This is a genomic window from Sorangium sp. So ce381, from assembly GCF_051473845.1.
Classification (GTDB): domain Bacteria; phylum Myxococcota_A; class Polyangia; order Polyangiales; family Polyangiaceae; genus Sorangium; species Sorangium atrum.
The window spans coordinates 7,232,682-7,244,492 of the sequence record NZ_CP150336.1; the positions used below are offsets into that span (position 1 = coordinate 7,232,682).

Annotated in this window: 9 protein-coding genes; 4 read left to right on the plus strand and 5 right to left on the minus strand. The window is 71.6% G+C overall.

Going from position 1 to position 11,811, the window contains the following annotated elements:
• The first annotated feature begins 27 nt into the window (after positions 1-27).
• Both WMF29_RS26925 and WMF29_RS26930 read left to right on the plus strand, forming a co-directional pair.
• Positions 28-738, plus strand: a complete 711-nt coding sequence (locus WMF29_RS26925) for a hypothetical protein (protein WP_437323003.1) — start codon at positions 28-30, stop codon at positions 736-738.
• A gap of 104 nt (positions 739-842) precedes the next feature.
• Entirely contained in the window at positions 843-1,997 is a 1,155-nt protein-coding gene (locus tag WMF29_RS26930; RefSeq protein WP_437323004.1) for a hypothetical protein, read from the plus strand.
• A gap of 13 nt (positions 1,998-2,010) precedes the next feature.
• Here the strand turns inward: WMF29_RS26930 and WMF29_RS26935 are convergent, their stop codons facing one another.
• Positions 2,011-3,219, minus strand: coding sequence for an FHA domain-containing protein (locus tag WMF29_RS26935; protein WP_437323005.1), 1,209 nt, complete (start codon positions 3,217-3,219; stop codon positions 2,011-2,013).
• A gap of 284 nt (positions 3,220-3,503) precedes the next feature.
• Entirely contained in the window at positions 3,504-5,957 is a 2,454-nt protein-coding gene (gene lon / locus WMF29_RS26940) for an endopeptidase La (RefSeq protein ID WP_437323006.1), read from the minus strand.
• Between the two features lie 399 nt (positions 5,958-6,356).
• Here lon and WMF29_RS26945 point away from each other — a divergent pair, with 399 nt between their 5' ends.
• Together WMF29_RS26945 and fmt are read left to right on the plus strand one after the other, a co-directional pair.
• Entirely contained in the window at positions 6,357-7,190 is an 834-nt protein-coding gene (locus tag WMF29_RS26945) for a formylglycine-generating enzyme family protein (protein WP_437323007.1), read from the plus strand.
• A 78-nt stretch (positions 7,191-7,268) separates the two neighbouring features.
• Positions 7,269-8,204, plus strand: a complete 936-nt coding sequence (gene fmt / locus WMF29_RS26950) for a methionyl-tRNA formyltransferase (protein ID WP_437323008.1) — start codon at positions 7,269-7,271, stop codon at positions 8,202-8,204.
• A 48-nt stretch (positions 8,205-8,252) separates the two neighbouring features.
• On the opposite strand, the gene WMF29_RS26955 is transcribed toward fmt, so the two are convergent.
• The 3 genes from WMF29_RS26955 to deoC all read right to left on the minus strand — a co-directional run bounded on the left by WMF29_RS26955 (position 8,253) and on the right by deoC (position 11,794).
• Positions 8,253-9,092 (minus strand): aldehyde dehydrogenase family protein, encoded by an 840-nt coding sequence (locus WMF29_RS26955; protein ID WP_437331172.1) that lies wholly within the window; start codon positions 9,090-9,092, stop codon positions 8,253-8,255.
• Between the two features lie 131 nt (positions 9,093-9,223).
• Positions 9,224-10,777: an aldehyde dehydrogenase family protein gene (locus tag WMF29_RS26960; protein ID WP_437323009.1), complete on the minus strand. Its 1,554-nt coding sequence runs from the start codon at positions 10,775-10,777 to the stop codon at positions 9,224-9,226.
• A gap of 63 nt (positions 10,778-10,840) precedes the next feature.
• A complete protein-coding gene (gene deoC, locus WMF29_RS26965; RefSeq protein WP_437323010.1) occupies positions 10,841-11,794 on the minus strand; it encodes a deoxyribose-phosphate aldolase in 954 nt (317 codons plus the stop codon).
• Between the last annotated feature and the right edge of the window lie 17 nt (positions 11,795-11,811).

Sequence of the window (11,811 nt, forward strand, 5' to 3'; positions counted from 1 at the left end):
GCGGCACCCCCGTGCCGCGAGAGAGCCATGTCCAACGAAAGCATACCGAGTCGCAAGGGCGAGCCCGCCGGAGCACAGGCGGCGAGCGCGCCGAGCCCCCCCTCCACCAGCACGCGCCAGGGCCACGAGCGTCCGGCGCCGAGCCAGCGCGCGCCGCGGCGCCCCGCGCTCGCGGCGGCCTTCGCGCTTGCGCTGGGGGCCCCGGCGTGCAGCGGCATCGACGCCGGCGTGGAGTACCCGGGCGACCTGCCCGCGATCGATCGGTACCTCTTGACTCCCGAGAACGGCCCCGACGCGCCGCTCGCGCTGGGTGAGTTCAAGATCGGCCCCGAGACGTGCAGCGGCGTCGACACGCACCCGGTCACCCAGAAGCTCTCGCCCGAGGATCTCAGCCGCTTCCTCGCGGCGCAGGGCGCCGGGAGCATCACCCCGAAGCTGGCGAGGTCGAACCTGTACTGGTTCGACTTCCCCGCGCGCGACAAGTCGTTCGTCCGGCTGCGCCTTGCGGTGCTCGAGGACGCCAAGCACGCGACGCAGGATCTCCACGACGCCGTGCTGCAGCACGGGCCAGGCTGGTGGGGCGTCCGCCGCTCGAACCTCGCCGTGCTCGCGCCGAAGGCGAACCTGAGGGAAGCGATGGCGTTCGCCATCAAGTACAAGCTCGTCTGCTGGGGGGTCTTCACGTACGCGGCCAACGACGACGCGTACGTCGTCCCCGGGCCCTACGCAGAGCTGTGAGGGGAGCAGGCGGCGCGCGGGGCGGAGGCGCACGCCGCCGGCGCGCCGTCGGCGGACCTCTGCGAAGCTGGCCCACGCTCGGGGAGAACGCGTAGACTGCGCCCATGCGCCGTTACGTCTTGCTCGCCGCCGCCGTCGCACCGATCCTCGCCGTGACCGCAGCCGTCTCCATGCCCGGCTGCGCAGAGGAATTCGATGACGTCTGCGCGTTCCTCGAAGACACGAACAACTGTTACGCAGATTTTCATTCCGATGTCGTGAATCGGTGCGGTGCGCCTGGCGCGGGGAACGGGCCCAAAGGCAAGTTCGCTGCCCGCGAGACCCTCGACATCTGTTTCCTCACGGAGGGAGGTCAGGTCGTCTTCGACCCGCCGCTCGACGTCGCAGCATTCCCTCCGAAGAGCATCGCATTCAAGCGCCTCGACGCCCGGGCAGAGGAATGCGGCTCCTTCACGTACTCGGGGGAGTTCAGCTACTCGGTGACCATCAATCCATGCGTCCAGCCCGGAAATGACACCGGTGCTGGTGGTAGTGGTGGTGGTGGCGGCGCCGGTGGCGCCACCGCCATCGCACAATGCGAGAACGCAAATGCCGGTGGTGGTAGCGCTACAGGCGGGGGCGGCGACGAGTCTGCCGGCGTGGACGGCGGTACAGTGACCGTCGTCACACCGGAAGACCGTGCAACGCTCGACGTGAGCTGCTCGGAAGGCACGCAATACCACTTCAACCGGCTCGAAGCCGAAGCGAAGTGCGGCGGCTACGACACGCTCCTTCCGAGGGCCATACTCAAAACGAGCCTAGGGAAACAGCCCCCCCCGGAGGCAGACCCCAATGATCTCGATGGATACAATGGTTTCATCTCCTTCAGCATCCACTACCCACCTATCGTTGGTTCTGAGGAGGGTGGGGGTGCTGGCGGCGGGGGCGATGGTGGAGCGGGCTCCGACGCGGCGCCCTCGGCTGAGGTGGTGGAGTATTTCAACTGCGAGATCCCGGCGCCCCTCCCCCTCTGCTTCAATGGCGTGAAGGACGGCACGGAGACCGACGTCGACTGTGGCGGCACGCTCTGCACAGCGCGGTGCGGCGATGGTCAGTCCTGTATCAAGGGCGGCAATGATTGCGCGGATGGGTTCGAGTGCGTCATCGTGGATGGCTTCTCGAAATGCGCAGCGCCCGCGGGCGGAGCCGGCGGTGGCGGCGCAGCCGGCGCTGGCGGCGCAGATGGGGCTGGCGGCTCGGGCGGCGCCGGCGGTCAGTAACCTCGCTCTCCGCTCAGGCGACCAGCACCTTCACCACGAACGTCGTGCTCCCGAGGCGCAGCCGGTCGTTGTCGCGCAGCTGCCGGCGCTCGCCCTGTCCGAGGCGCTGCTCGTTGACGAAGGTGCCGTTGCGCGAGCCGTCGTCCTCGATGAAGACCTGGCCCGTCGTCGGGTCCGCGTGGATCGACGCGTGCCGTGAAGAGGCGCTCGCATCCGCGAGCCCGATCTCCGTCGTAGCGTCCGCCCCGGCGCGCCCCACCTGCGTCCGGCCGCTGTACATCGGCCAGAAGCTGCCTCCGGGATCGTTCTGGAACGTCACGATGAAGCCGACGAGGACGCGCGCCGGCTGCGCCGACACCTGCGGCACCGCGCCCGAGACCGCGCCCTGGACGATCGGAGGCGCGACGATCGCGGGCGCCCTGGCCTGAGCGACCGCCGGCACCCCGCCCTGCACCATCGGCGGCACCCCGCCCTGCACCATCGGCGGCACCCCGCCCTGCACCATCGGCGGCGGCGCGACCGCGCCCCCCTGCACCATCGGCGGCGGCGCGACCACGCCCCCCTGCACCATCGGCGGCGGCGCGACCGCGCCCCCCTGCACCATCGGCGGCGCGACCAGCCCAGACGCCCCCGTCGGCACGACCATCGGCGGCGGCGCAACCATCTGCGGGGGCACGCCGAAGACCGGCGCGGGCGCCACGGGCTGCTGTCCCATCGCGCCCCCCATCGACGCGCCAGGCACCATGCCCGGGCCCGGCACCCCGAGCGCCGGCTGGGCCTGGACCGGCGGGACGCCCGGCGCGTTCATCGGAGGAGACGCCGGCTGCGACGTGAGCCCGGCAGAAGGTGCCGCTCGGGCCCAGGGAGAGACTGGGAAGTTCGCTTCCCCGCCCGCCGCCGAGAAGGCCACGCCTCCGCCCGGTGACGCCGGCACCGAGAGCCCGCCCCCGCCCACCCCGTACGCCTGAGGAGGAGGCGGATAGGCCCCCTGCGCGCCCCCCGCCGCGTAGCCTGGCGCCGCGCCGCCATAACCCGAGGCGGCCGGCTGCCCTGGATAGCCCGGCGGGCCAGGCGGGGCATAGGCGCCAGCCCCCGCCTGCACCGGCGGAGGCGCGACCGGAACGGAGGCTCCAGGCGCTGCGCCCGCCACGCTCGTACCGCACATCGAGCAGGCAGCGTCGGTCTCCTTGAGCATCCACGCGCAGTTCGGACACGGCCTCATGCGATCTCGAGGCTACCGATTCGCTTGACATCCGTCGAGGCGAAAGCCGGCCGCGGGCGCGAGCACCGCAGCGCAGGTCGGCCTGCGCTGCGCAGGCGACGCGATGTCGCTGCCACGCGCCCAGCGAACACGCCAAGCTCGCCGAGAGGCAGAGGCGTCCGTCGCCGCCGCGCGGGGCGCCTTGACGAAGAGAGGCACGAAGAGAGGCACGAAAAAAGGCGCCGCGCGTTCAAGCCGCGCGGCGCCTCGGAGACAGGTCGCTCAGCGATCGCTGGCGACGCTCGTCAGTTGCTGGCGATCGAGCTCTTCTCCGACTTCTCGAGCTCCTTCTTCTCGCCGTCCTTCGACTCCTCGGCCGCGGGCGCGGGCTCGGGCAGCCGCTCGAGCGCGGCCTCCAGGACCTGCTCCATCCGGCTGACGAAGAAGAACTGCAGCTCGTCCACGACCTCCTTCGGGACCTCCTCGAGATCCGCCCGGTTGCGCTCGGGTACGATGATGCGCTTGATGCCGGCGCGGTGCGCCGCCAGCACCTTCTCCTTCAGGCCGCCGATCGGGAGCACGCGACCGCGGAGCGTGATCTCGCCCGTCATCGCGACGTCGTGGCGGACCTTGATCCCGGTGAGGAGCGAGACGAGCGCCGTGAACATCGTCACGCCCGCGCTCGGCCCGTCCTTGGGCATCGCGCCGGCGGGGATGTGGATGTGCAGATCGCTCTTCTCGAGGAAGTCCTTCGCGATGCTGTACCTCGACGCGTTGCTGCGCACGAACGACAGCGCAGCCTGCGCCGATTCCTTCATCACGTCGCCGAGCTGGCCGGTCAGCTGGAGCTTGCCCGTGCCGTACATCCGCGTCGCCTCGATGAAGAGGATCTCGCCGCCGACGCTCGTCCACGCGAGGCCCGTCGCGACGCCGCTCTCGGCGGTGCGCTCCGCGACCTCGCTCGTGTACTTCGCCGGGCCGAGGAACTCGTGCAGATCGTCCTCGTTGTCGACGCGCCGCTTCTGCGTGTCGCCCTCGGCGACCTTCACCGCCACGCCGCGGATGACGCCCGCGATCTGCCGCTCGAGCGACCGGACGCCGGCCTCGCGCGTGTAGTGATCGATGATCTCCTCCAGCGCCTTGTCCGTGACCTCCAGCTGCTCGGTCGTGAGCCCGTGCTCCGACAGCTGCTTCGGGAGCAGGTGCTGCCGCGCGATCGCGAGCTTCTCCTTCCGCGTGTAGCCGGGGATCTCGAGGATCTCCATGCGGTCGCGGAGGGGCGGCGGGATCGGATCCGCCACGTTCGCTGTCGCGACGAACATCACGTGCGACAGGTCGTACGGGATCTCCAGGTAGTGATCCGCGAACGTGTTGTTCTGCTCCGGATCGAGCACCTCGAGCAGCGCCGCCGACGGGTCGCCGCGGAAGTCGTGCCCGATCTTGTCGACCTCATCCATCATGAAGACCGGGTTGATCGTCCCCGACTTCTTCATGCCCTGGATGATCTGGCCAGGGAGCGCGCCGACGTAGGTGCGCCGGTGGCCGCGGATCGCCGCCTCGTCGTGCACGCCGCCGAGCGAGACCCGGTGGAACTTGCGGCCGAGGGCGCGCGCGATGCTCCGGCCGAGCGACGTCTTGCCGACGCCGGGGGGCCCGAGCAGGCAGAGGATCGGCCCCTTCTTGTCCTGCTTCAGCTTGCGGACCGCCAGGTACTCGAGGATGCGCTTCTTGACCTTCTCCAGGCCGTAGTGGTCCTCGTCGAGCACCTTGCGGACGCTGCCGATGTCGAGGTTGTCCTGCGTCGACTGCGTCCAGGGCACGTCGAGGATCCAGTCGAGGTACGTCCGCACGACGGTGTACTCGGCCGACCCGACCTGCATCGTGCGCAGCCGCTTCAGCTGCTTCTTCGCGACGGTCTCCGCCTCGGTCGGCAGGTTCGCCTTCGCGATGCGATCCTCGAGCCCGTCGAGATCGCCCTGATCGCCGTCGTCCTCGCCCAGCTCCTCCTTGATGGCCTTGAGCTGCTGGCGCAGCACGTACTCGCGCTGGTTCTTGCCCATCTCCTCCTTGATCTGGGAGTTGATGCGCTCGCGCATCTTCAGGATCTCGAGCTGCCGCGTGAGCAGCCGCAGCACCTTGCGGATGCGCTCCTTGACGTCGATCGTCTCGATGAGCTGCGCCTTCTCCTCGACCGGCGCGTCGAGGTTCGCCGCGACGAGATCCGCGAGCGCGCCGGGCGCCTGGATGGAGTCGATAAGCGAGCCCGCCTCGCGCGGGAGCTCCGGCATCAGCTGGATGACCTGCTTCGCGATGTCGCGCAGGCTCATCGCCAGCGCCTCCGCCTCGACGTCCTCCGTCGCCGGCTCGTCCATGCGGCGGATCTTGGCGCGCAGGTACGGCGTGTGGGCCGTGACGCTGTCGAGCCTGATCCGCGTGAGGCCCTGCAAGATCAAGGAGTAGTTGCCCGAGCTGTGCTTCAGCGCCTTCAGCACGCGCGCGGCGCAGCCCATGGGGTACAGGTCCTCCGCCCCGGGATCGTCGGTCGACGGATCGCGCTGGGCGAAGATCGCGATGACCGGGCCGGGGAGGTTGTCGACATCCTCCACCAGCGCGACCGACTTCTCGCGGCCGACATCGAAGGGCGCGACGGCGCCCGGGAACAGCACCGCATTGCGGATCGGCAGAACCGGCAGCTCGTCGCCGAAGACGACCTCTTCCTCGGAGCGCGGCGGCATCGGCGGGTTCTTTTTCTCGGACATGGCGATCTCCTCTAGGCACCCGACCGGGGGAGGTAAACCCCTTCATCAACACGCAGCCGGGCCGCGCGGCCACCGCGCGCCCCGGTCATCTTGGCTTGCATCCAGACGGATGCGGATGGTGCAACGCGGAGCCCTGCTGGCAGCTCTTGGTGGAAGACAGCCCGCGAGGCTACGGGAACTCACCATAGACACGGCGCATGCCGCGTGCCACAGCCCTGGCCATTTTTTTGAATGAGGATACGCTGCGGGTCAGCTCCGACCTGCAGCGCTCGCTCGTCATCACCCTGGCTGGCGCGCGCGCGACGCGGCGCAGGATCCTCGGCGCCGTCGCTTGCCGCGCGGCGCGGCGCGGCCGAGGCTGCGCCCGGCACGGAGCGACACCCTGGCCCTCGCTGAACGATGATCGATCCCCTGCTCGGCCTCGGCGCGCTCGCGATCGCGATGCTCGGCCTGCCGGCGGCGCCGTCGCTCGATCCAGGGCCCAGCCCGGCGTGTCCGGCGGACATGCGGCTCGTCACCGGCACGCACCGCGACGAGGTGCAGCACGTCTGCGTGGAGCCGGCCAAGAGCGGCAAGGCGACCCACTGCTTCGCATACTGGGAGGACATCACCGCCGAGGAGGGGCCGGCGACCGAGATCTCCGTGTGCATGGACCAGTTCGAGGCGCCGAACCAGCGCGGGGCGAAGCCCCTCGTCATGCAGTCGTTCGAGACGGCGACCGCGTGGTGCGCCGCGCGCGGCAAGCGGGTGTGCGCCGAGCAGGAGTGGGAGCTCGCGTGCGAGGGCCCCGAGCGGCGTCCCCTCGCCTACGGCTGGCGCGTGGACAAGGCGGTCTGCAACAGCGGCAAGGCCTGGCGGCCGGTCGACGAGCGGAAGCTCGGCGCCTCCGTCGAGGTGGCGCAGCGCGAGGTCGAGCGGCTCTGGCAAGGCGCGCCGAGCGGCTCCCATCCCGGGTGCGCCTCGACCTTCGGCATCTTCGACATGATGGGCAACGTCGAAGAGTGGGTCGCCTCGCGCCGCGGCCGCCGGTGGCCAGGCGCGCTCATGGGCGGCTTCTGGGCCAAGCCGTGGACGGGCTGCCGCGGGACGAACGACGCGCACGAGCCGAAGTTCGTGTTCTACGAGACCGGCTTCCGCTGCTGCGCCGATCCGCGCTCGGCTCTCCCATCGCGCGGCGCGGCGGCGCGCGAGGAGGACGAGGAGCGCGGCGGGCGGCCAGCGTCCGGGCCCTGAGGTCGGGCCGCCGCGGCGGCGCTCGCCGCGAGCGAAGAAGGCGGCACGAGGGGCGCAGGTCCTGCTAGAAGCCAGGGCGTGCGCGCCCTGTTCTTCGGTACCCCCGCCATCGCCGTGCCGTCGCTCGAGGCGCTCGCGTCGATCGCGGACGTCGTCGGCGTCGTCTGTCAGCCGGATCGGCCGGCCGGCCGCGGGCTCGCGCTGAAGGCGCCGCCGGTGAAGGTGAAGGCGCTGGAGCTCGGCCTGCCCGTCGTGCAGCCCGAGAAGGTCCGCACGCCCGAGTTCGCCGCGTGGGTCGCGGACGCGCGAGCGGACGTCGCGCTGGTGATCGCCTACGGGCGCATCCTGCCGAAGGCGGTGCTCGAGGCGCCGCGGCGCGGCTGCATGAACCTCCACGCGTCGATCCTGCCGCGCTACCGCGGCGCCGCGCCGATCACGTGGGCCATCGTCGGGGGCGAGGCCGAGACGGGCATCTCGCTGATGCAGATGGACGAGGGCATGGACACGGGGCCCGTCTACGCGGTGCACCGGGCGCCGATCGGCCCGGACACGACCGCCGACGAGCTCGCGATCGATCTCGGGGCGCTCGCCGCGCGCGTCGTGCGCGAGGACCTCCGCCGCGCGGTGGACGGCGCGCTCGCGCTGACGCCGCAGGACCACGAGGCGGCGACGCACGCGGCGCTCCTGAAGAAGGAAGACGGGCGCATCCGGTGGGAGCGGAGCGCCCGGCAGATCCACGACCACATCCGGGGGATGACCTCGTGGCCGGGCGCCTTCACGACGATCGACGGCAAGCCGCTCAAGGTGCTGGCCGCGCGCGTCGAGAGCGAGGCCGACCAGGCCGGAGCGCCGCCGGGGACCGTGGTGATGGCCGGCCGCGGCGTCGTGATCGTCGCGTGCGGCGCGGGCGCGATCCAGATCATGCGGGCCCAGGCCGAGGGGCGGAAGCCGCTCGCGGCGGCAGACCTCGTCGCCGGGCGGACGCTCCAGACGGGGATGGTGCTCGGTCGATGAGCGCCCCGGGCGCCGTTCACGGCGCCCGGTCGATGAGCGCCGCCCGCGTCACGGCCCGGCCGGGTGCCAGATCGTCTTCATCTCGACGAACCGCTCGATCCAGCGGGGGGACGTCGCGGCCCTGTCGTCGAACCACTCCGCCTCGCCGAGCGAGCGCGCGCGCACCCGCTTGACGCTGGCCGCGGCCGCCTCCTCGAGGCGCTTCGCCAGCGCCGCGTCCACGCCGTGCAGATCGAGCGCGGCGACGTCCATGTGCGCGGCGAGGTGCGGCAGCACCTCCGTGAGCTGGCCGGTGAGGATGTTGACGACGCCGCCCGGGAGATCGCTCGTGGCGAGCGCCTCGCCGAAGACGAGCGCCGTGCGCGGATCCGCCTCGCTCGCGAGCACGACGCACGTGTTGCCGGCGGTGATCACCGGCAGGAGAGCGCCCGCGAGGCCGAGGAGCGCCGGCCGCGGCGGCGCCGCGATGACGACGACCCCCATCGGCTCGGGCACCGTGAAGGTGAAGTGCGGGCCGGACACGGGGTTCAGGCTCGCGAAGAGGCTCTGGTACTTGTCGGCCCAGCCCGCGTAGGCGACCGCGCGATCGATCGCCGAAAGGACCTCGCGCTCGGCGGCGCCGGCGCCCTGCCCGCCGCGCGCGAGCGAGGCCGCGAGCTCCGCGCGCCGCGCCTCGAGCATCTCGGCGAGGCGGTAGAGGATCTGCCCGCGGTTGTACGCGGCGCGCGCCGACCAGCCGCCGAGCGCGCCGGCCGCCGCGAGCACCGCGTCGCGCCCGTCCTTGCGCGACGCGCGCGGGATGTTCTCGACCGCGCCCGCGCCTCCGTGATCGCGCACCTGCGTGTACCTCCCGGACTCCGAGCGCACGAACGCGCCGCCCACGAACATCTTGTACGCCTTGCGCACGCCGACCCGCGCGCGCGCCTCGCCCGAAGGAGCGTCGAGCGCGGCCGCGCCGGCGCAATCGCCGATCGACGTGCACCCCTCGTCGCCGCCGCTGTCCTGGTCGCCGAGCGCCATCAGTCCACCTCCAGGTAGGCGAGCAGCCCCTGGCGTCCGCCCTCGCGGCCGAAGCCGCTCTCCTTGTAGCCGCCGAACGGCGCGCTGGGATCGAACTTGTTGAAGGTGTTCGCCCAGACGACGCCGGCGCGGAGGCGCTGCGCGACCCAGAAGCTCTTCGATCCCTTGCCGGTCCAGACGCCCGCCGACAGCCCGTACATCGTGTTGTTCGCCTTCTCGATCGCCTCCTCGGGCGTGCGGAAGGTCAAGATCGAGAGCACCGGGCCGAAGATCTCCTCGCGCGCGATCCGGTGCGACTGCGCGACGCCCGTGAAGAGCGTCGGCGCGAACCAGTAGCCCCGCTGCGGGAGCGCGCAGCTCACCGAGAAGCGCGCCGCCCCCTCGCGCTCCCCCGCCGCCACGAGCTCCTCGATCTTCGCGAGCTGCGCCCTCGAGTTGATGGCGCCCACGTCCGTGTTCTTGTCGAGCGGATCGCCGACGCGCAGGGTGGCCATGCGCTCGCGCAGCTTGAAGAGGAGCGCTTCATGCACGCTCTCCTCGACGAGGAGGCGCGAGCCCGCGCAGCAGACGTGGCCCTGGTTGAAGAAGATGCCGCCGATGATCCCCTCGACGGCCTGATCGAGCGGCGCGTCCTCGAACACGATGTTCGCGGCCTTGCCGCCGAGCTCGAGGGTGAGCCGCTTCCCGGTGCCGGCGAGCGCGCGCTGGATGCGCTTGCCGACCTCGGTCGACCCCGTGAACGCGACCTTGTCGACGCCGGGGTGGCCGACGACCGCGGCGCCCGTCGCGCCGGCGCCCGTGACCACGTTGACGACGCCGGGCGGGAGGTCCGCCTCCTCGATGATCTTCGCGAGGAGCAGCGCGGTGAGCGGCGTCGTCTCGGCGGGCTTGAGGACGCACGTGTTGCCCGCCGCGAGCGCCGGGGCGAGCTTCCACGCCGCCATGAGCAGCGGGAAGTTCCACGGGATCACCTGGCCCGCGACGCCGAGCGGCCGGGGGTCGCGCCCCGGGAAGGCGTGCTCGAGCTTGTCCGCCCAGCCCGCGTGGTAGAAGAAGTGCGCGGCCGCGAGCGGGAGATCGACGTCGCGGGACTCCTTGATGGGCTTGCCCCCGTCGAGCGACTCGACGACGGCGAGCTCGCGCGCCTTCTCCTGGAGTGCCCGGGCGATGCGGTAGATGTACTTGCCTCGATCGAGCGGGCGCATGCGCGACCAGTGCTTCTCGTACGCGGCCCGCGCCGCCTGCACGGCGAGATCGACGTCCTGCTCGGAGGCCTCGGCGAACTCGCAGAGCTTCTCCTCGGTCGACGGGCTGATGCTGTCGAGGTAGCGGCCCGAGGCCGGGGCGCGCCACGCGCCGCCGATGAAGAGGTCGTACCGCGGCGCGATCTTCACGTGATCGCGCCCCTCGGGCGCCGGCGCGTAGCGCCAGGCGTCCCCGAACACGACGGCCGCGTCGCGCGCCGCGGTCGCGTCCCGCGCGGCGCTCGCGTCTCGCACGTCTCGCGGCGAGCCCCCGTCGCCGCCTGCCGCGGCGGTGCTGTTGTCGCTCATGCCGCGCACTCTACGCCCGCCGCCGCGCGTTGAACACCGACGCGGCCCCGCGCCGCGGCGCGGTCAGTCCTTGCTGAAATGGTCCCCGCTCTGGTAGGCGCCCGTCCGCTCCTTCTCGAGCTGCATGAGTACGTCGTTGAGGAGCGTCGACGCGCCGAAGCGGAACAGGTCGCTCGTGAGCCAGGCGTCGCCGAGGGTCTCCTTGACCAGCACGAGGTAGTGGAGCGCCTGCTTCGCGGTGCGGATCCCGCCGGCCGGCTTCATCCCGACGCGCCGGCCGGTCGCCTGCGCGTGATCGCGGATCGCCTCCAGCATCACCAGCGTCACCGGGGGCGTCGCCGCCGGCGTGATCTTCCCGGTCGAGGTCTTGATGAAGTCGGCGCCCGCGAGCATCGCGATGCGGCTCGCCTTGCGGACGCGGTCGTAGGTCCCGAGCTCGCCCGTCTCCAGGATCACCTTGAGGTGCGCGCGCCCGCACGCCTGCTTGGTCGCGGCGATCTCGTCGTACACCGCGCCGTACTCGCCGGAGAGCATCGCGCCGCGGTCGATCACCATGTCGATCTCGTCGGCGCCGAGCTCGACCGCCTGGCGGACGTCGGCGAGCTTGACGGCGAGCGTGGACAGGCCGCTCGGGAAGGCGGTCGCCACACTGGCCACCTTGACGGTCGAGCCCGAGACCGCTCGCTTCGCCACGGCGACGAGCTTGGGATAGACGCACACCGCCGCACAGGAAGGGATGTCCGCGCGCTCGTGGGGCCGGAGCGCCTTCTGACAGAGCTGCTCAACTTTTCCCGGGGAGTCTTTCCCCTCGAGGGTGGTGAGGTCCATCATCGAGATGGCGAGCTTGAGGCCGGCGACCTTGGCGGGGCCTTTGATGCTCCTTTTGCCGAGCCCGGCTGCGCGCTCTTCGACCATGACCTTATCCACGGTGGGCGAAGAGAAATCGGGGTAGGTGACCTCCCTGCCCTGGCGCACCACGCCGGGCGCGGCGCCGCCGTCGTTTCCGAAGATCGCCATCGGCCTCGTCTCCTGGC

Excerpts from the sequence above, each read along its gene's own strand:
- WMF29_RS26925 (WP_437323003.1), top strand. The coding sequence starts at position 28 with ATGTCCAACGAAAGCATACCGAGTCGCAAGGGCGAGCCCGCCGGAGCA.
- WMF29_RS26930 (WP_437323004.1), top strand. The coding sequence starts at position 843 with ATGCGCCGTTACGTCTTGCTCGCCGCCGCCGTCGCACCGATCCTCGCC.
- WMF29_RS26935 (WP_437323005.1), bottom strand. The coding sequence starts at position 3,219 with ATGAGGCCGTGTCCGAACTGCGCGTGGATGCTCAAGGAGACCGACGCT.
- lon (WP_437323006.1), bottom strand. The coding sequence starts at position 5,957 with ATGTCCGAGAAAAAGAACCCGCCGATGCCGCCGCGCTCCGAGGAAGAG.
- WMF29_RS26945 (WP_437323007.1), top strand. The coding sequence starts at position 6,357 with ATGATCGATCCCCTGCTCGGCCTCGGCGCGCTCGCGATCGCGATGCTC.
- WMF29_RS26955 (WP_437331172.1), bottom strand. The coding sequence starts at position 9,092 with ATGTTCGTGGGCGGCGCGTTCGTGCGCTCGGAGTCCGGGAGGTACACG.
- WMF29_RS26960 (WP_437323009.1), bottom strand. The coding sequence starts at position 10,777 with ATGAGCGACAACAGCACCGCCGCGGCAGGCGGCGACGGGGGCTCGCCG.
- deoC (WP_437323010.1), bottom strand. The coding sequence starts at position 11,794 with ATGGCGATCTTCGGAAACGACGGCGGCGCCGCGCCCGGCGTGGTGCGC.